Annotated in this window: 21 protein-coding genes; 13 read left to right on the plus strand and 8 right to left on the minus strand. The window is 60.6% G+C overall.

Annotated elements, in window-relative coordinates; translation table 11 throughout:
* Positions 1-437, minus strand: a 437-nt coding sequence (locus tag DBR18_RS12020) for a hemerythrin domain-containing protein (RefSeq protein ID WP_108590489.1), incomplete at its 3' end; no start/stop codon positions are given.
* A 147-nt stretch (positions 438-584) separates the two neighbouring features.
* Here DBR18_RS12020 and DBR18_RS12025 point away from each other — a divergent pair.
* Complete coding sequence (locus DBR18_RS12025) at positions 585-1,010, plus strand: GNAT family N-acetyltransferase (RefSeq protein ID WP_108590476.1); 426 nt, start codon at positions 585-587, stop codon at positions 1,008-1,010.
* Positions 1,011-1,120: 110 nt separating this feature from the next.
* Here the strand turns inward: DBR18_RS12025 and DBR18_RS12030 are convergent, their stop codons facing one another.
* Positions 1,121-1,471 (minus strand): hypothetical protein, encoded by a 351-nt coding sequence (locus DBR18_RS12030; protein ID WP_108590477.1) that lies wholly within the window; start codon positions 1,469-1,471, stop codon positions 1,121-1,123.
* Between the two features lie 134 nt (positions 1,472-1,605).
* Between DBR18_RS12030 and DBR18_RS12035 the strand changes: the two genes are divergently transcribed.
* The 8 genes from DBR18_RS12035 (at position 1,606) to DBR18_RS12070 (ending at position 6,354) form a co-directional block, all read left to right on the plus strand.
* The gene (locus DBR18_RS12035; protein WP_108590490.1) at positions 1,606-1,935 is read left to right on the plus strand and encodes a DUF6388 family protein; all 330 of its coding nucleotides are present in this window, start codon (positions 1,606-1,608) and stop codon (positions 1,933-1,935) included.
* A gap of 26 nt (positions 1,936-1,961) precedes the next feature.
* Positions 1,962-2,666: a YoaK family protein gene (locus DBR18_RS12040; RefSeq protein ID WP_108590478.1), complete on the plus strand. Its 705-nt coding sequence runs from the start codon at positions 1,962-1,964 to the stop codon at positions 2,664-2,666.
* A gap of 221 nt (positions 2,667-2,887) precedes the next feature.
* A complete protein-coding gene (gene tusD, locus DBR18_RS12045) occupies positions 2,888-3,280 on the plus strand; it encodes a sulfurtransferase complex subunit TusD (protein ID WP_108590491.1) in 393 nt (130 codons plus the stop codon).
* A 1-nt stretch (position 3,281) separates the two neighbouring features.
* Positions 3,282-3,638: a sulfurtransferase complex subunit TusC gene (tusC, locus tag DBR18_RS12050; RefSeq protein ID WP_108590479.1), complete on the plus strand. Its 357-nt coding sequence runs from the start codon at positions 3,282-3,284 to the stop codon at positions 3,636-3,638.
* Positions 3,638-3,931 carry a sulfurtransferase complex subunit TusB gene (tusB, locus tag DBR18_RS12055; protein WP_108590480.1) on the plus strand — a complete coding sequence of 98 codons (294 nt, stop codon included), beginning with the start codon at positions 3,638-3,640 and terminating at the stop codon, positions 3,929-3,931. Before tusC ends, tusB begins: the two co-directional genes overlap by 1 nt.
* On the plus strand, positions 3,928-4,263 hold the full coding sequence (locus tag DBR18_RS12060) for a TusE/DsrC/DsvC family sulfur relay protein (protein WP_003223861.1): 336 nt from the start codon (positions 3,928-3,930) through the stop codon (positions 4,261-4,263). Before tusB ends, DBR18_RS12060 begins: the two co-directional genes overlap by 4 nt.
* Positions 4,260-5,261, plus strand: coding sequence for a glycosyl transferase family protein (locus DBR18_RS12065; protein ID WP_108590481.1), 1,002 nt, complete (start codon positions 4,260-4,262; stop codon positions 5,259-5,261). The genes DBR18_RS12060 and DBR18_RS12065 overlap by 4 nt, the downstream gene beginning before the upstream one ends.
* A 91-nt stretch (positions 5,262-5,352) precedes the next feature.
* Positions 5,353-6,354: a glutathione S-transferase family protein gene (locus DBR18_RS12070; RefSeq protein WP_108590482.1), complete on the plus strand. Its 1,002-nt coding sequence runs from the start codon at positions 5,353-5,355 to the stop codon at positions 6,352-6,354.
* Positions 6,355-6,448: 94 nt separating this feature from the next.
* Here the strand turns inward: DBR18_RS12070 and cysG are convergent, their stop codons facing one another.
* The 6 genes from cysG to DBR18_RS12100 all read right to left on the minus strand — a co-directional run bounded on the left by cysG (position 6,449) and on the right by DBR18_RS12100 (position 14,111).
* Positions 6,449-7,843, minus strand: a complete 1,395-nt coding sequence (gene cysG / locus DBR18_RS12075) for a siroheme synthase CysG (protein WP_108590483.1) — start codon at positions 7,841-7,843, stop codon at positions 6,449-6,451.
* A complete protein-coding gene (gene serS / locus DBR18_RS12080) occupies positions 7,844-9,124 on the minus strand; it encodes a serine--tRNA ligase (protein ID WP_003223852.1) in 1,281 nt (426 codons plus the stop codon).
* 15 nt (positions 9,125-9,139) lie between these two features.
* Positions 9,140-9,514: a fluoride efflux transporter CrcB gene (crcB, locus tag DBR18_RS12085; protein WP_007966609.1), complete on the minus strand. Its 375-nt coding sequence runs from the start codon at positions 9,512-9,514 to the stop codon at positions 9,140-9,142.
* Complete coding sequence (locus DBR18_RS12090; protein WP_108590484.1) at positions 9,514-10,836, minus strand: replication-associated recombination protein A; 1,323 nt, start codon at positions 10,834-10,836, stop codon at positions 9,514-9,516. Before DBR18_RS12090 ends, crcB begins: the two co-directional genes overlap by 1 nt.
* Positions 10,837-11,016: 180 nt before the next feature.
* Complete coding sequence (gene lolA, locus DBR18_RS12095; protein WP_047601668.1) at positions 11,017-11,637, minus strand: outer membrane lipoprotein chaperone LolA; 621 nt, start codon at positions 11,635-11,637, stop codon at positions 11,017-11,019.
* 65 nt (positions 11,638-11,702) lie between these two features.
* Positions 11,703-14,111: a DNA translocase FtsK gene (locus tag DBR18_RS12100; protein ID WP_108590485.1), complete on the minus strand. Its 2,409-nt coding sequence runs from the start codon at positions 14,109-14,111 to the stop codon at positions 11,703-11,705.
* Positions 14,112-14,419: 308 nt separating this feature from the next.
* Between DBR18_RS12100 and trxB the strand changes: the two genes are divergently transcribed.
* The 4 genes from trxB (at position 14,420) to infA (ending at position 17,218) form a co-directional block, all read left to right on the plus strand.
* Positions 14,420-15,379, plus strand: a complete 960-nt coding sequence (gene trxB, locus DBR18_RS12105) for a thioredoxin-disulfide reductase (RefSeq protein ID WP_108590486.1) — start codon at positions 14,420-14,422, stop codon at positions 15,377-15,379.
* A 62-nt stretch (positions 15,380-15,441) separates the two neighbouring features.
* Positions 15,442-16,122 (plus strand): leucyl/phenylalanyl-tRNA--protein transferase, encoded by a 681-nt coding sequence (gene aat, locus DBR18_RS12110; protein ID WP_108590487.1) that lies wholly within the window; start codon positions 15,442-15,444, stop codon positions 16,120-16,122.
* Positions 16,123-16,179: 57 nt separating this feature from the next.
* Entirely contained in the window at positions 16,180-16,887 is a 708-nt protein-coding gene (locus tag DBR18_RS12115; RefSeq protein WP_108590488.1) for an arginyltransferase, read from the plus strand.
* Positions 16,888-16,999: 112 nt separating this feature from the next.
* The gene (infA, locus tag DBR18_RS12120; protein ID WP_002553999.1) at positions 17,000-17,218 is read left to right on the plus strand and encodes a translation initiation factor IF-1; all 219 of its coding nucleotides are present in this window, start codon (positions 17,000-17,002) and stop codon (positions 17,216-17,218) included.
* The last annotated feature ends 98 nt before the right edge of the window (positions 17,219-17,316 follow it).

A 17,316-nucleotide genomic window follows, 5' to 3' on the forward strand; every position in this document is an offset into this window, starting at 1 on the left:
CACTCCAGTTGTGCCTGGTATTCCTTTTCGTATTGTCCTGCGAGTTGCTCTTTCTGCTTTTCGTTGAGCAACTTGCCGGCCATCTGGAAGAACTTCTGCTCTTCTTCCTTGAGATGGTGGTGCACCTTGTCCGACAGTTTTTTCGCAGTGGCCAGCCAGGCCGGGCTGGACATTTCGGTCTCGTCCAGCTCTTCCATCATCTCGTCCATTTCATGGTGTTCGGAGATGGCGTGACGGCTGAGGTCGACGCCGTTGTCGAACTCCATCAACGGGATATAGAAGTGACGTTCTTCGGCAGTTTCGTGGGCCTGCAATTCGGCCTTGAGCTGCTTGTAGGCCTCCACACGCTCCGGGGTGTCGCCGCTGGTTTCGACCAGGGCTTTGGCGTAATTGCGCTGGCGGTCGTGACTTTCGCGAAGGGCTTCGAAAATGTTCATGGAGGTTCCTCATCAACCGCGTTCGAAATGACGCTGTAAACGCTAGACCCCGGCGCAACGGCGACGGTTCCAAAGGGTTGAGCAAGGACTTGGAAGACGTCACCCGAGCAGGATAGGCTGCGGGTTCACCTCACAAGGAAGTTGCGCATGACGTTGCGAATCGAGCTGTCACAGAACCCCACGGAAGAACAACGCAAAGCCATTCTCGAGCCTTTGATTGCGTATAACGACGCCCAGACCGGCGGCTCCAAATCGGAACCCTTTGCCCTGCTGGTGCGCGATGAGCACGACGCGATTCTTGGCGGTTTGTATGGCCGGGTGATTTTTACCTGGATGTACATAGAGTTGCTGTGCGTACCGGAACAGGGCCGCGGGCAACGCATCGGTTCGGAATTGATGGCCATGGCCGAAAAGCTGGCCAGAGAGAAGAACTGCCTGGGCATCTGGCTGGACACCTTCGATTTTCAGGCGCCGGCGTTTTACAAGAAGCTGGGATTCAGCCAGTTTGGCGAGATTGTCGACTACCCGCCGGGGCATAGTCGGCATTATTTCCAGAAGCGTCTGATCGGTTGAATTCATTGGCCCCATCGCGAGCAGGCTCACTCCTACAGGATCGGTGGCAAACACAAATCCAGTGTGGGAGCCAGCCTGCTGGCGATGGCGGCAGCCGCTTCAGCGCAATATCAGAGACAGGTCGCCAGCCCCGCCAATCGGCGCTTGGCAACAAAATCATCTTTCTGCGCGTAGTAATTGAGCACGGTCCCCGACGCATCGCTGGTCACATCGACAAACGACTCCGCCGAACGCGTGTACACGGTCGAGCCGCCCTTCTTGCCCGGTTGCAGATACGCGCCGGCATCCACGCCAAATACCGCTTCGTCCTGCCAGGCGAATTGCACGCACTGGGCCACGACCTTCTCGGGCTTGTCCGAGGTCAGAACCTTGTAAGGGGCTTTGGTGCGAGAATCGTCCATCACCGAACCCGCGCAGCCGGCCAGCACGGTTGCGGCCAGCGCTACCATCAGAATTCGCATTGCATTCGCTCATTCAGAAAAAAGCGGACTGTAGCACCGCAACAGGCAAAATCGTTCTGCTTTACTGCATTTATAGCGCGACACTTATCGGCTGCTCCGGCACCCTAGGGTCATCACCGTCACAAGGAACGCACATGGCGCCTACCGACCAGCGACATGAACAAGCCCTGAAACTGTTTCTCGACGCACGCCCCGAACTGCGCGAATCCCTCGATCATCTCAACCCGCTGCTGGCTCAGGCCAAGGGCGAAACCCCGGCACAGTACCGTGAAGAACGCCTGCACGAAGCCTTCGAGGCCGAGGCGGAGAATCAGGGCCTGTTCGCCTGGGAACTGACCCTGCTGCTGACAGCGGCAACGCCCGAGGAGTATCAGGCCCAGCGCATGGAGGTGCACCGCGAAGTGGCGGAAATGGCGCACATGAGCTGGGCCGATTATTGCGACCTGTATGGGTTGGAACCGTAACCACTGCGCAAGGGATATCGTCACCGATGCTGCCTTCGACCTCGACTCACCGCGCCACTTCCGGGCATCTGCACCGGCAGAAATGGCGCGGCCGCATCGGTCTGGCGCTGGTGGCCAGCCTGTCAGTGCTGGCGGGCATGACCGACGCGATCGGCTTCATGGCCAGCGGCGATTTCGTTTCGTTCATGAGCGGCAACACCACGCGGCTGGCGGTGGCGATCAGTGATGGCGATATCGGACTGACCTTGCGCTTGGTCATCCTCGTCGTCACCTTCGTGATCGGTAATGCTTTGGGGATCGTGATCGGACGCCTCGGTGGTCGGCGCACATTGCCCTTGTTGCTGTGCATCGCCACCCTGCTCTGCCTGGCGGCCGCGTGGCCGTATGACACGCAACTGCCGGCGCTGCTGGCGGCGATCATCGCGATGGGCATGCTCAATGCGGCGGTCGAGGAAGTGAATGGCCTGCCGGTGGGCCTGACGTACGTGACCGGAGCGCTGTCGCGGTTCGGCCGTGGACTGGGGCGCTGGATGCTCGGCGAACGCCGGAACGGCTGGCGGGTGCAGTTGGTGCCTTGGACCGGTATGTTCATCGGCGCGATTCTCGGCGCGGTGCTGGAACAGCATTTCGGGCTTCGGGCATTGTTCGCCAGCGGCTTGCTGGCGGCGGGGCTGGGCGTACTGACCTTGAGCATTCCGCGGCGCTGGCAACTCGGCTATATGCCGCGCTGATCGAGACCTAACTCAAATCCCCTGTAGGAGCTGACGAGTGAAACGAGGCTGCGATCTCTTGATCTTGCTTGTAAAGATCAACAGATCGCAGCGTGCCGCAGCTCCTACATGGATTTGCATCCTATGACCGATAGCAGCAGAAATCGGTGTGTGCAACTTGGGTTTCGCGGCTGCCTCGATAAAGCTTTATCATGGCCGCAGTTTTGCTGATCGAGTCCGTCATGAAGTTCGCCATCGCGCTGTTTTCCGCCGCCCATGCGCCCTCCTCGCGCCGTGCCCTGCTGTTTGCGCAGGCTGCGCTGGCCGGTGGGCATGAGATTGTCCGGCTGTTTTTCTATCAGGACGGCGTGTACAACGCCTCGGACGCGGTGGTCACCCCGCAGGACGAACTGGACCTGCCCAAACAGTGGCGCGCGTTCATCAGCGAACAGCAACTGGACGGCGTGGTGTGTATCGCCGCCGCCCTGCGCCGTGGCGTGCTGAATGACGAAGAAGCCAGGCGTTATCAGCGTGACGCGATCTCGGTCAGCGCGCCGTGGGAATTGTCCGGCCTCGGCCAGTTGCACGATGCGGTGCAGGACGCCGATCGACTGATCTGTTTCGGAGGCGCGTGAAATGGCCAAATCCCTGTTGATCATCAGCCGCCAGTCGCCGTGGTCCGGCCCCGGCGCCCGTGAGGCGCTGGACATCGTGTTGGCCGGCGGCGCGTTCGATCTGCCGATCGGCCTGCTGTTTCTCGACGATGGCGTGCTGCAACTGACCGCCGGGCAGAACGCCAAGGCCCTGCAACAGAAAGACCTCAGCGCCAACCTGCAGGCGCTGCCGATGTTCGGCGTTGAAGAACTGTTCTACTGCACCGACAGCGCCAGCGCCCGTGGCCTGAGCACGCTGTCGCTGGACGAAGCGCAGCCACTCGGCGCCAGCGAAATCACCGCCCTCATTGACCGTTACGACCAGGTGATCACCCTCTGATGTCGACTTTGCATGTGTTGTCTCATTCCCCGTTCGGCGATGATCGCCTGAGCAGTTGCCTGCGCGTGATCGGCGCTGCCGACGCCTTGCTGTTGTCCGGTGACGCGGTGTATGCCCTGCAACCGGGCACTGCGCCCTTCGCCACGCTGAACGAGCGCCGGGTCAAGCTGTTCGCCCTCACCGAAGACCTGCAGGCCCGCGCCATCGTTGTTCCCGACTGGGCCGAAGCCATCGACTACCCGGCCTTCGTCGAACTGTCGATCCACCACGACAAGGTCAACAGCTGGCTATGAACTCCATGACTGTCGGCGCCCGCGCTATCGAGCTGGACAAGGACGGCTTTCTGGTCGACCTCGACGACTGGTCCCATGACGTCGCCAGCGCCCTCGCCGCCGCTGAAGACATCGAACTGACTGCCGAACACTGGGAAGTCCTCGAACTGCTGCGCAGCTTCTACGCCGAATTCCAGCTGTCGCCGGCCACCCGCCCGCTGATCAAGTACACCGCGCTGAAACTCGGCCCGGACAAAGGCAACAGCCTGCACCTGAACCGACTGTTCAAAGGCACCCCCGCCAAACTCGCCGCGAAACTGGCGGGCCTGCCCAAACCGACGAACTGCTTATGACCGATTTTCCAGCGCTGACCCTAGAAACGCCCGCCGAGCACCCGTTCGCCCAATTCGTGCGAATCCTCGGCAAAGGCAAACGCGGCGCCCGCGACCTGACCCGTGAAGAAGCCCGGGAAGCCATGGGCATGGTGCTCGACGACAAGGTCGAAGACACCCAGCTCGGGGCCTTTCTGATGCTGTTGCGACACAAGGAAGAAAGCGCCGAGGAAATGGCCGGTTTCACCGAAGCCTTGCGCGAGCGCCTGTCAGCACCAACGCTGAACGTCGATCTGGACTGGCCGACCTACGCCGGCAAGAAACGTCATCTGCCGTGGTATCTGCTGTCGGCCAAGTGCCTGGCGCAAAACGGCGTGCGAATCTTCATGCACGGCGGCGGCGCGCATACCGCCGGGCGGCTGTACACGGAACAACTGCTTGGTGAGCTGAACATCCCGTTGTGCCGCACCTGGCAGCAGGTCGGCAGCGCGCTGGACAATGGTGGCCTGGCGTTCATGCCGCTGATGGACTGGGCGCCACAGTTGCAGAGGATGATCGACCTGCGCAACACCATGGGCCTGCGCTCACCGATCCATTCGCTGGCACGCATCCTCAATCCACTGCGCGCCCGTTGTGGTCTGCAAAGTATTTTCCACCCGGGCTATCAAGCGGTGCATCGCGAGGCCAGCGGTTTGCTCGGCGACACGGCGATCGTGGTCAAGGGCGACGGCGGCGAGATCGAGATCAACCCGGATGCCGACAGCCATCTCTACGGCACCAAGGGCGGCGAGAGCTGGGACGAAGAATGGCCGCAACTGTCGAACCAGCGCCACGTCAAACCGGCCACGCTGGACGTTGAACATCTGAAAGCGGTGTGGCGCGGCGACGTGGTCGACAGCTATCCGCAAATGGCCCTGATCTCGACCATGGCCCTGGCCCTGCGTGGCCTCGGACAAAGCCGCGAGCAAGCGTTCGCTACCGCCGAGCGATATTGGGCGGCGCGCAACAAATCGATATAACCGATCATAGACGCCCGATCTTTGCGCTTTTTGTTCGAACTCATCGGAATAGACTCGGCTCCAACGCATATTGGAATCAGGAGTCTTGATCATGGGTTTACTCGTCGATGGCCGCTGGCAGGACAAGTGGTACGAAAGCAGCAAGGACGGCGCGTTCCAGCGCGAACAGGCGCAGCGTCGCAATTGGGTCACCACTGACGGCCAGCCCGGGCCGAGCGGTGAAGGCGGTTTTGCCGCCGAAGCCGGGCGCTATCACCTCTATGTGTCCCTCGCCTGCCCGTGGGCGCACCGCACGCTGATCCTGCGCAAGCTCAAAGGCCTGGAAAGCCTGATCGACGTGTCCGTGGTCAGCTGGCTGATGCTGGAAAACGGCTGGACCTTCGACAAGGCCCTCGGCTCGACCGGCGACAAACTTGATGACTTCGAATTCATGCACCAGCGCTACACCGCCGACACCCCGGATTACACCGGGCGCGTCACGGTGCCGGTGCTGTGGGACAAGAAACTCAAGCGCATCGTCAGCAATGAATCAGCGGAGATCATCCGCATGTTCAACAGCGCCTTCGATGGCCTGACCGGTAACGAGCTGGACTTCTACCCGGCACCGTTGCGCGGCGAGATCGATGCGCTGAACGAACGGATTTATCCAGCGGTAAATAACGGCGTGTATCGCGCCGGGTTCGCCACCTCGCAAAAGGCCTATGAAGAGGCGTTCGATGAGGTGTTTGCCGAGCTGGATCATCTGGAGCGGGTGCTGGGCGCCAACCGCTACTTGACTGGCGAGTACCTGACCGAAGCCGATGTGCGCCTGTTCACCACGATGATTCGCTTCGACGCGGTGTACCACGGGCACTTCAAGTGCAATCTGCGGCGGATTGCCGATTACCCGAACCTGTCGAACTGGCTGCGTGAACTGTATCAGTGGCCGGGGATTGGCGAGACCGTGGATTTTCAGCACATCAAAAATCACTACTACGGCAGCCACAAGACCATCAATCCGACCGGGATTGTGCCGAAAGGGCCGAAGCAGGATTTCAGCGGGGCGCATTATCGGGCTCGGCTGAACGGGAAAGGAGTTTGGTTGAAGGGCTAACAGCAAAAGCAAAAGATCGCAGCCTGCAGCAGCTCCTACATGAGAATGCGTTCCCTGTAGGAGCTGCCGCAGGCTGCGATCTTTTTGCTTTGACTCAGACTTGCGCCTGAGCCCCTTCAAACCACGCCAGTTTCTCGCGCAGTTGCACCACTTCACCGACGATCACCAATGTCGGCGCATGCACTTCATGTTCCGCCACCAGGCGCGGCAAATCGGCCAACGTACCCGTGAAGACCCGCTGATTGACCGTGGTGCCCTGCTGGATCAACGCTGCCGGGGTATCTGCAGAACGACCGTGCTTGATCAACTGCTCACAGATCACCGGCAAGCCCACCAGCCCCATATAAAACACCAGCGTCTGTGCCGGGGCGACGAGGTCGGCCCACGGCAGATCGGTGGAACCGTCCTTCAGATGACCGGTGACGAAGCGCACCGACTGCGCGTAATCGCGATGGGTCAACGGAATCCCGGCATACGCCGCGCAACCGCTGGCCGCCGTGATCCCCGGCACCACCTGGAACGGAATGCCGTGGGCCGCCAGCTCTTCGATCTCTTCACCGCCACGACCGAAGATGAACGGATCACCGCCCTTCAAGCGCACCACGCGTTTGCCGGCCTTGGCCAGATCCACCAGTTGCTGGTTGATCTGATCCTGCGGCACCGCATGATCGGCGCGACGCTTGCCGACATAAATGCGTTCGGCATCGCGACGGCACAACTCAAGAATCGCCGGCGCGACCAGACGGTCGTACAGCACCACGTCGGCTTGCTGCATCAGGCGCAAGGCGCGGAAGGTCAGCAGGTCCGGATCACCCGGCCCCGCACCCACCAGATACACCTCACCGGTGGTGATGTCCGCTTCGCCATCGATCTTGGCCTGCAACAGACGCTCGGCCTCGGCGCCCTGCCCGGCCAGTTGCCGGTCGGCAATCGGACCTTGAAACACGTCTTCCCAGAAACCACGGCGCTGCTGCACGTCCGGAAACAGGTTTTTCACCTGATGGCGGAAACGTGCGGCAAGACCGGCCAACTGGCCGTAGGTCGAAGGAATCCAGGTTTCGATCTTGGCGCGAATCAGGCGGGCCAGCACCGGCGCATCGCCACCGCTGGACACCGCAATGATCAGCGGCGAACGGTCGACGATGGCCGGGAAGATCACGCTGCACAATTGCGGCGCATCAACCACATTGACCGGAGCGCAGCGTCGATGGGCATCGCTGGAGACCTGAGCGTTGAGCGTTTCATCGTCGGTGGCGGCAATGATCAGCCCGCAACCGTCCAGATCCGCTTCCACGTAACCGCGCAGCAGACACTCGCCACCGCTGGCGCTGACCAGTTCGCGCAGTTGCGCTTCGATTTCAGGTGCGACCACCCGCAGCAGCGCACCGGCATCGGCCAGCAGGCGGGATTTGCGCAAGGCAATTTCCCCCCCACCGACGACCAACACACGACTGCCGCGCAGGTTGTGAAACAGCGGCAGATATTTCATTTAGCCGATGACCTCAAGGCCACCCATGTACGGCTTCAGCACGTCCGGCACGCGGATCGAACCGTCGGCCTGTTGGTAGTTTTCCAGCACCGCCACCAGCGTACGACCGACCGCCAGGCCGGAACCGTTGAGGGTGTGTACCAGCTCAGGCTTGCCGGTTTCCGGGTTGCGGAAACGCGCCTGCATGCGGCGCGCCTGGAAGTCGCCGCAGTTGGAGCACGACGAGATTTCGCGGTACTTGTCCTGGCTCGGAATCCACACTTCCAGGTCATAGGTCTTGACGGCGCTGAAGCCCATGTCACCAGTGCACAGCGCCAGGGTGCGATAAGGCAGCCCCAGCAGTTGCAGGACTTTTTCGGCGTTGGCGGTCAGGCCTTCCAGCGCTTCCATCGAGGTCGACGGCTCGACGATCTGGACCATTTCAACCTTGTCGAACTGGTGCTGACGGATCATGCCACGGGTGTCGCGACCCGACGCACCGGCTTCGCTGCGGAAGCACGGGGTGTGGGCAACAAACTTGATCGGCAGCAGTTTCGAGTCGACGATTTCGCCGGCGACGATGTTGGTCAGCGACACTTCGGCAGTCGGGATCAGGTACAGATCGGCTTCACCTTCGCGAGCGATCTTGAACAGGTCTTCTTCGAACTTCGGCAGTTGACCGGTGCCTTGCAGCGCTGGCGCCTGGACCAGATAAGGCGTGTAGGCCTCTTCGTAGCCATGCTCGTTGACGTGCAGGTTGATCATGAACTGCGCCAGTGCGCGGTGCAGACGGGCGATCGGGCCGCGCAGCAAAGCGAAACGTGCGCCGGACAGCTTGGCGGCGGTTTCAAAGTCCAGCCAGCCGAACTTCTCGCCCAGTGCAACGTGGTCTTTCACTTCGAAATCGAACTGCGTCGGCGTACCCCAGCGGCGCACTTCGACGTTATCGTCTTCGTCTTTGCCGACCGGTACGGATTCGTGCGGCAGGTTGGGGATACCCAGCAGGATCGAGTCCAGTTCGGTCTGGATCGCGTCCAGCTCGACTTTACCGGCACTCAGCTCGCCCGCCATGCGCTCGACGTCCGCCATCAGCGGCGCAATGTCTTCGCCGCGCTGCTTGGCCTGACCGATGGATTTGGAACGCGCATTACGCTCAGCCTGCAGTGCTTCGGTGCGGGTCTGGACGGTCTTGCGCTGTTCTTCCAGCGCTTCGATGCGCGCGGTATCCAGGGCAAAGCCACGGGAAGCCAGGCGGTCCGCTACGTCCTGAAGGTTGCTACGTAACAGTTTGGAATCGAGCATGTCGGTTTCTCGTTATCAAAGTTTGGTCAGGGACAGGCCGGCCCACGTCGCGAGCAGCCCGCCGAATACGCTGATCGCCGCATAGCCCAGGGCCAGCGGCACCTGCCCGCTTTCCAGCAGGCGCACCGTATCCAGTGAAAAGGATGAAAAAGTCGTCAGCCCCCCGAGGAAGCCGACCATCAACCCGGCGCGAACCTCGATCGGCACCTCCGGGCGTATCAAAAACAGGCCGTACAACACGCCAATCAGCAGACAGCCCACGATATTAACGGCCAGCGTCGCGGTATAGAAGTGCCGCGGCCAATTGGCACTGACCCAATTGCCGGTGGCGAAGCGCAACAACGTGCCGGCAATCCCGCCGACGGAGACCGCAACGATCAATGGAAGCACTATTTTCTCCGCTGTCTTGGGCTTAAACGGTCGAGTTGCGCGAGGTGATTGAGCTTTTCGCCGATCTTCAATTCCAGGCCACGGGGCACCGGTTGATAGAACGGGATCGGCTCAAGCTCTTCCGGGAAATAGTCTTCACCGGCAGCGTAGGCATCGGGCTCGTCGTGGGCGTAGCGATATTCGTCGCCATAGCCCAATTGCTTCATCAGCTTGGTCGGTGCGTTGCGCAAGTGCAGCGGCACTTCCAGCGAGCCGTGTTCGGCGGCAGCACGCAACGCAGTCTTGAAGCCCATATACACCGCGTTGCTTTTTGGCGCGCAGGCCAGATAGGTGATGGCCTGGGCCACCGCCAGTTCGCCCTCGGGGCTGCCAAGCCGCTCCTGCACTTCCCACGCCGCCAGGCACAGGCTCAGCGCGCGCGGGTCGGCGTTGCCGATGTCTTCGCTGGCCATACGCACCACGCGCCGCGCCAGATACAGCGGATCGCAACCGCCATCGATCATCCGCGCGAACCAGTACAGCGCGCCGTCAGGGTTGGAGCCGCGTACCGATTTGTGCAGCGCCGAGATCTGGTCGTAGAACGCTTCGCCGCCCTTGTCGAAGCGCCGCCGGGTGTCACCGAGCAGACTTTGCAGCAGCTCGGTGCCCATCTCGCTGTTGTCTTCGGCCAGGTCCGAGGCGTTCTCCAGCAGATTGAGCAGGCGCCGGCCATCGCCATCGGCGGCGGACAACAGCATCTGGAAGCCTTCATCGCTGAGGCTCAGGTTACGCTTGCCCAGCCCGCGCTCTTCGGTGAGCGCGCGGTGCACCAGTTTGCGCAGCGCCGTCTCGTCGAGGCTTTTCAGCACATAGACGCGGGCCCGCGACAACAACGCGTTGTTCAATTCAAACGAGGGGTTTTCGGTGGTGGCGCCGATGAAGATCAGCGTGCCGTCTTCAACGTAGGGCAGGAACGCATCCTGCTGAGACTTGTTGAAACGGTGCACTTCATCGACGAACAGAATGGTGCGCTTGCCGTACTGGCCGGCCTGCTGTTTGGCGATTTCTACCGCCTGGCGGATCTCCTTTACCCCGGCAAGCACCGCCGAGACCGTTTCGAAGTGCGCGTCCGAGACTTCCGCGAGCAACCGCGCCAGGGTGGTTTTGCCCACACCCGGCGGGCCCCAGAAGATCATCGAATGCAGGGCACCCTGCTCCAGCGCCTCACGCAAAGGCTTGCCGCGAGCGAGCACGTGCTCCTGACCGACATACTCATCCAGATTGGTCGCGCGCAAACGCGCGGCCAGTGGCTGAGCAATCGGGGCACTGCGAAACAGATCCATCACGTAGCGTTGAAACCTCTGATTGTCTTAAGCCTGTTGGAACACCTGTGGACACCTGTTGGTGACCTTGTGGTGAGGGGATTTATCCCCGATGGGCTGCGAAGCGGCCCCAAAAAAGGTGACTGCTGCGCAGTCAATCGGGGATAAATCCCCTCGCCACAGAAGCCCACCTCGTGCGCACTATTCCTGGATAACGTCAGCCCCCTTCGGGATGTCGAACTTGAATTTCGACGCCGACACCGCTTCGTTGGCCTTGACCCCAGTGAACAGGATGTTGGTGCGCTGGCCGACACTGTCGATCAGTTGCATGTCATTGACCAGGCCATTGCGGAACGACAGGCGCAGGCTGTCGAACAGGGTGTCCTTGGTCTTTGGCTTGAGGGTGAAGTCAATCACGCCGCCCGCCTCTTTTGCGCTGATCTCGAAGCTCTGGCTGATCTTCGACACGTCTCCGGACAGCAGCAATGCCGGGGTCTGGGTCAGGCGCTCGTCGAGCTTCTTGATGGTGGCCTGTTCCAGGTCCGGGTCCCAGAGGGTGACTTTCTTGCCATCGGAGACCATGGTCTGCTCGTTCGGCGCCTCGGTGTGCCAGTAGAACAGGCCCGGACGCTGCAGCACCATGTCGCCACGGGTTTCCTGCAACTGGGTGCCGCTGCCGTCGAGGGTCAGCTGGGAAAAGTTCGCGGTCAGGGTTTTCGATGTTTCGAGCAGTTGGGTCAGACGCGCCACGTCCTTGTCATCGGCGTGGGCCGTGAGCGTGGTCAGCGCCAGTACTGGCAGCAGCATGCGGATAAGACGCATGGGAGTCCTCTTGAATACTCGTGGGAAAACGGGCGGCGCGTCATTGCGCCACCCGGATCATTGAATCAGTCGCGTACCGGGCCGGGAGCCAGGACTTCACGCGAGCCGTTGGTGTTCATCGCGGTGACGACCCCGGCCATTTCCATGGCCTCGATCATCCGCGCGGCGCGGTTGTAGCCAATCTTCAGCTTGCGCTGGACAGCGGAAATCGAAGCGCGACGGCTTTCGAGGACAAACTGCACCGCTTCGTCGTACAGCGCGTCGGTCTCGGCATCATCACCGTCGCCACCACCACTGCTGCCTTCAAAACCGCTGCCCGCCTCTTCGACACCGTTGAGGATGTCATCGTTGTATTCCGGTGCGCCACGCAGTTTCCAGGCTTCCACCACGCGGTGTACTTCATCGTCGGAAACGAACGCACCGTGCACCCGGATCGGCAGGCTGGTGCCCGGCGGCATGTAAAGCATGTCACCGTGACCCAACAGTTGCTCGGCGCCACCCTGGTCGATGATGGTCCGCGAGTCGATCTTGCTGGACACCTGGAACGCCATCCGGGTCGGGATGTTGGCCTTGATCAGACCGGTGATCACGTCTACCGAAGGACGCTGGGTCGCGAGGATCAAGTGAATACCGGCAGCACGCGCCTTCTGTGCGATACGGGCGATCAGTTCTTCAACCTTCTTGCCGACGATCATCATCATGTCGGCGAATTCGTCGACCACCACGACGATGGTCGGCAGCTTCTGCAGCAGCGGTGCTTCGTCGTGAATGCTCTCGCGCTTGTACAGCGGATCGCTCAACGGCTCGCCGGCGTCCTGGGCTTCCTTGACCTTGGCGTTGAAGCCCGAAAGGTTACGCACGCCCATCTTCGCCATCAGCTTGTAACGGCGTTCCATCTCGGCAACGCTCCAGCGCAGGGCGTTGGCCGCGTCCTTCATGTCGGTGACCACCGGGCACAGCAGGTGCGGGATGCCTTCGTAGATCGACAGCTCGAGCATTTTCGGGTCGATCATGATCAGCTTGGCGTCGTCCGGGCCGGACTTGAACAGGATCGACAGGATCATCGCGTTCACACCCACCGACTTACCGGAACCGGTCGTACCGGCCACCAGCAGGTGCGGCATCTTCGCCAGGTCGGTGATGACCGGTTTGCCGCCAATGTCGTGGCCCAGGGCCAGAGTGACCGGGGACTTGAAGTTGTCGTACTCGGGGGTCGACAGCACTTCGGAGAAACGCACGATCTGGCGGTCTTCGTTGGGGATCTCGATACCGACCGTGGTCTTGCCCGGAATCACCTCGACCACGCGCACGCTGGTCACGGCCAGCGAACGTGCAAGGTCTTTTGCCAGGTTGGCGATGCGACTGACCTTGACGCCGGCGGCAGGCTGGATTTCGTAACGGGTAATCACCGGGCCAGGATGAATCGAGTCCACGGTGACTTCGACGCCGAACTCCTTGAGCTTGATCTCCAGCAAGTGGCCGACCGCAGCCAGGGATTCCGGCGAGTAATTGAGTTGTTTCTTTTCCGCAGGATCGAGAATCGAGATCGGCGGCAAGGTGCCTTCCACGGCGCTGTCGACGAACAGCGGCGCCTGTTTCTCTTTCTGCACGCGTTTGCTTGGCTCGGGCGCCTTGACCGGCGCCGGGGCGATAACCGGCGGCACCTGTTTCTCGCGATCGGACATGTGCTTGCTCAGCGCCTGCTCGCGCTCGATCAGACGCTCCTTGACCTTGGCCTGTTCACGCTTGTCGGTGACGGTCGGCGCGACCACGTCGTGTACGCGATCATCGACTTCACGCAGTTGCGCGACCAGTTGCTTGCGCTCGGTACGGGCCGACCACCAGCGATTGATCGCGCCCTGGAACAGTTCGAACAGGTCGAGGGTGATCTTGCCGGTGACGTCCATCACCTTGAACCACGAGAGGTCGGTGAACACGGTCAGGCCGAACAGGAACAGCGCAATGAACAACAACGTGCTGCCCTGAATATTCAGCGCGTTGCGCGCAAGATCACCGAGACTTTCGCCCAGCGCCCCGCCCGCACCCGCCGGCAGACCGGTGGCAGCATGGAAATGAATATGCGCCAGCGCAGCGCCGGACAGCACCAGAAACACCAGACCGATCAGGCGCCAGGAAAACAGCCAGCCGCTCCACTGCCACGGCTCGTGCCGTTGACGGAAGATCTGATACGCCTTGATCGCCAGCAGCAGCGGAAAGATGTACGCAAAGTAACCCAGCACCATGAACAGGATATCGGCGCTGTAGGAGCCGGCCGGGCCGCCGAAGTTCTGCACGTCGTCGATCTTGCTGTTATGGCTCCAGCCCGGATCATCCTTGCCGTAGGTCAGCAAGGCCATCATCAGGAACAGGCACAAGGCACCGATGGCGATCAATGCACCTTCCTTGAGCCGGTAGTGCAATTGCTGGCGCCAGAGCGGAACGACTGTTTTTGGTGCTTCGGTGGATTTCTTCAAAACGCTTCTTTTCCTGCGCCCGGGGCGCGTCCATCTATTGAATGACGATAAAAAACTGCCCAATCCAGGCAGGCAAAAAAGTGAACCGGCGCAACTGAGACTACTTTTAACACTGTGCCGCAGCTTTTATAAACACGGCCATAAACACAGCGCACGGCGAATATTGTGTAACAACCCGGCATTGTACGGGTTTGTGCGGCTGATGCCATGCTTCAAACCCATAGCTGAGCATAGCCAACCCCACAAATCCTGCGGCTCAATTTGAGCATGCATTGTCTTTCGTGACAAAGGCTTATGAGGTGTATTTGATGAACGCAGCGAAGCATTCACGCCTGATCATTCTCGGTTCCGGCCCTGCCGGTTACAGCGCCGCCGTGTACGCCGCCCGTGCCAACCTCAAACCTGTGGTAATTACCGGCCTGCAGGCCGGCGGCCAGCTCACCACCACCGTCGAAGTCGACAACTGGCCCGGCGACGTCGAAGGCCTGACCGGCCCGGCACTGATGGAGCGCATGCAAAAACACGCCGAGCGCTTTGCCACAGAGATCGTTTACGACCACATCCATACCGCCAAGTTGCAGCAGCGCCCGTTCGAGCTCATTGGCGACAACGGCACTTACACCTGTGACGCGCTGATCATCGCCACAGGCGCCTCGGCGCAGTATCTGGGCCTGCCCTCGGAAGAAGCCTTCGCCGGCAAAGGGGTTTCAGCCTGCGCGACCTGTGATGGTTTTTTCTATCGCAATCAGGTGGTCGCGGTGGTCGGCGGCGGCAACACCGCTGTCGAGGAGGCCCTGTACCTGTCGAACATCGCCAAAGAAGTGCACTTGATCCACCGCCGCGACAAATTGCGCTCGGAGAAAATCCTTCAGGACAAACTGTTCGAAAAAGCCGCCAGTGGCAATGTTCGCCTGCACTGGAACCAGAATCTGGACGAAGTGCTGGGCGACGACAGCGGCGTCACCGGTGCACGCCTGCGGGACAGCCACACCGGGCAAACGGTTGATCTGCCGCTGTCCGGCGTATTCATCGCCATCGGGCACAAACCCAATACCGACCTGTTTCAGGGCCAGTTGCCGATGCGTGACGGTTATCTACTGGTCAAGGGCGGCAATGACGGCGACGCTACCTCCACCGAAATTCCCGGCGTCTTCGCTGCCGGCGACGTGGCCGACCACGTCTATCGTCAGGCCGTGACCTCGGCCGGCGCCGGTTGCATGGCGGCACTGGACGCGGAGAAGTATCTGGACGACATTCCTGTCATTTAACGGCACACTTCAGCGCGGGCCTCGCGCCCGCACCGCCCTCCCCTTCTGCAAGCCTGGACGCCATGCTGACTTGGTTACAACGCAATTCCCTGACCTTCCCGCCCCTGGAAAAGGCCATGCGCGATCCCAATGGATTGCTGGCTGCCGGTGGCGATCTGTCCGCCGATCGCCTTGTGCAGGCTTACCGGCACGGCTGTTTTCCGTGGTTTTCCGAAGGTCAGCCGATCCTCTGGTGGTCGCCGGATCCCCGCACGGTATTGTTTCCCGACGAACTGCATGTCTCGCGCAGCCTTGGCAAACTGCTGCGCAAGCAACGCTATCAGGTGACCTTCGATCAGGATTTCGAAGCCGTGATCCGCGCCTGCGCCGCGCCACGGGAATACGCCGACGGCACCTGGATCACCGAAGCCATGCAGGACGCCTACCTGGAATTGCACCGACGCGGTTTCGCTCACTCGGTCGAGGTCTGGGATGAGGGCCAATTGGTCGGCGGCCTGTATGGCCTGGCGATGGGTCAGCTGTTTTTCGGCGAATCGATGTTCAGCCGCGCCGACAATGCCTCGAAATATGGCTTTGCGACGCTGGTGCAGCATCTGAAAGACGCCGGATTCGTCATGATCGACTGCCAGATGCCGACCGATCATCTGCACAGTCTCGGCGCCCGGGCGATCTCTCGTCGTGAATTCGCCGACTATCTGGCTCGCCACCTGGATCAACCCGGTCGCGCCACCTGGGTTTGCTGAGCGACTTTTGCGCGCGTGGCTTACACTTAATTCACCAGCTTATCCCGAGGGTTGATCATGACCGAGTTGGCGCGTTTGAAGTTCTATGCCACTCAGCCTCATTCCTGCAGTTATCTGCCCGAGGAGCAGGCGACGACGCTGTTTCTCGACCCGAGTCAGCCCATGGATGTGCACGTCTACGCAGACCTGTCGGAAATGGGTTTTCGTCGCAGCGGCGATCATCTGTATCGGCCCCATTGCCAGAATTGCAATGCGTGCGTGCCTGCGCGCATCCCGGTGTCGCAGTTCCTGCCCAACCGCCAGCAGAAACGCATTTTCAAACGCAATGCCGATCTGCAGGTACGCCCGGTAAAACCGCATTTCAGTGAAGAATATTTCGATCTGTACCAGCGCTATATCGAACAGCGGCATGCCGACGGCGACATGTACCCGCCGAGCCGCGATCAGTTTTCGACCTTCCTGGTGCGCGACCTGCCCTTTTCGCGCTTCTACGAGTTTCGTCTCGACGGACGGTTACTCGCCGTCGCGGTGACCGATCTGCTGCTTAACGGCTTGTCGGCGGTCTATACCTTTTACGAGCCTGACGAGGAACGCCGCAGCCTGGGGCGTTTCGCGATCCTGTGGCAAATTGCCGAAAGCCAGCGCCTGGGGCTGGAGGCGGTGTATCTGGGTTACTGGATCAAGAACTGCAAAAAGATGAACTACAAGACCCAATATCGCCCCATCGAATTGCTGATTAATCAGCGCTGGGTGATCCTGAACTAATCGCAAGCCCTAAACCCCTTGGCTTAAACCCCCTTTTTCGGGCACAATGCACGCCGCTTTTGCCTGGCGCAGTTGCACCGGGCCATTCATTGGACACCGAGGGCTTTACTGCATGTCGAAAGAAGACAGCTTCGAAATGGAAGGCACTGTCGTCGACACCCTGCCCAACACCATGTTTCGTGTGGAGTTGGAAAATGGGCACGTCGTAACCGCGCATATCTCCGGCAAGATGCGCAAGAACTACATTCGTATTCTTACCGGTGACAAAGTGCGCGTCGAGCTGACGCCCTATGACTTGAGCAAAGGGCGCATTACTTACCGCGCTCGCTAATCAAGTCAATACAAGACGCCCGGTTTATGCCGGGCGTTTTTGTTTGTCTGCGGTTTGGGGTTTGGGTTTGGGGTTGGGGTTGGGGTTGGGTGTATATC

Origin of the sequence: Pseudomonas sp. HMWF021, from assembly GCF_003061005.1 — a bacterium.
Classification (GTDB): domain Bacteria; phylum Pseudomonadota; class Gammaproteobacteria; order Pseudomonadales; family Pseudomonadaceae; genus Aquipseudomonas.

Excerpts from the sequence above, each read along its gene's own strand:
- cysG (WP_108590483.1), bottom strand. The coding sequence starts at position 7,843 with ATGAAATATCTGCCGCTGTTTCACAACCTGCGCGGCAGTCGTGTGTTG.
- trxB (WP_108590486.1), top strand. The coding sequence starts at position 14,420 with ATGAACGCAGCGAAGCATTCACGCCTGATCATTCTCGGTTCCGGCCCT.
- DBR18_RS12025 (WP_108590476.1), top strand. The coding sequence starts at position 585 with ATGACGTTGCGAATCGAGCTGTCACAGAACCCCACGGAAGAACAACGC.
- tusC (WP_108590479.1), top strand. The coding sequence starts at position 3,282 with ATGGCCAAATCCCTGTTGATCATCAGCCGCCAGTCGCCGTGGTCCGGC.
- DBR18_RS12065 (WP_108590481.1), top strand. The coding sequence starts at position 4,260 with ATGACCGATTTTCCAGCGCTGACCCTAGAAACGCCCGCCGAGCACCCG.
- DBR18_RS12035 (WP_108590490.1), top strand. The coding sequence starts at position 1,606 with ATGGCGCCTACCGACCAGCGACATGAACAAGCCCTGAAACTGTTTCTC.
- tusB (WP_108590480.1), top strand. The coding sequence starts at position 3,638 with ATGTCGACTTTGCATGTGTTGTCTCATTCCCCGTTCGGCGATGATCGC.
- DBR18_RS12030 (WP_108590477.1), bottom strand. The coding sequence starts at position 1,471 with ATGCGAATTCTGATGGTAGCGCTGGCCGCAACCGTGCTGGCCGGCTGC.
- DBR18_RS12060 (WP_003223861.1), top strand. The coding sequence starts at position 3,928 with ATGAACTCCATGACTGTCGGCGCCCGCGCTATCGAGCTGGACAAGGAC.
- DBR18_RS12115 (WP_108590488.1), top strand. The coding sequence starts at position 16,180 with ATGACCGAGTTGGCGCGTTTGAAGTTCTATGCCACTCAGCCTCATTCC.
- DBR18_RS12090 (WP_108590484.1), bottom strand. The coding sequence starts at position 10,836 with ATGGATCTGTTTCGCAGTGCCCCGATTGCTCAGCCACTGGCCGCGCGT.
- serS (WP_003223852.1), bottom strand. The coding sequence starts at position 9,124 with ATGCTCGATTCCAAACTGTTACGTAGCAACCTTCAGGACGTAGCGGAC.
- lolA (WP_047601668.1), bottom strand. The coding sequence starts at position 11,637 with ATGCGTCTTATCCGCATGCTGCTGCCAGTACTGGCGCTGACCACGCTC.
- infA (WP_002553999.1), top strand. The coding sequence starts at position 17,000 with ATGTCGAAAGAAGACAGCTTCGAAATGGAAGGCACTGTCGTCGACACC.
- DBR18_RS12040 (WP_108590478.1), top strand. The coding sequence starts at position 1,962 with ATGCTGCCTTCGACCTCGACTCACCGCGCCACTTCCGGGCATCTGCAC.
- aat (WP_108590487.1), top strand. The coding sequence starts at position 15,442 with ATGCTGACTTGGTTACAACGCAATTCCCTGACCTTCCCGCCCCTGGAA.
- DBR18_RS12070 (WP_108590482.1), top strand. The coding sequence starts at position 5,353 with ATGGGTTTACTCGTCGATGGCCGCTGGCAGGACAAGTGGTACGAAAGC.
- tusD (WP_108590491.1), top strand. The coding sequence starts at position 2,888 with ATGAAGTTCGCCATCGCGCTGTTTTCCGCCGCCCATGCGCCCTCCTCG.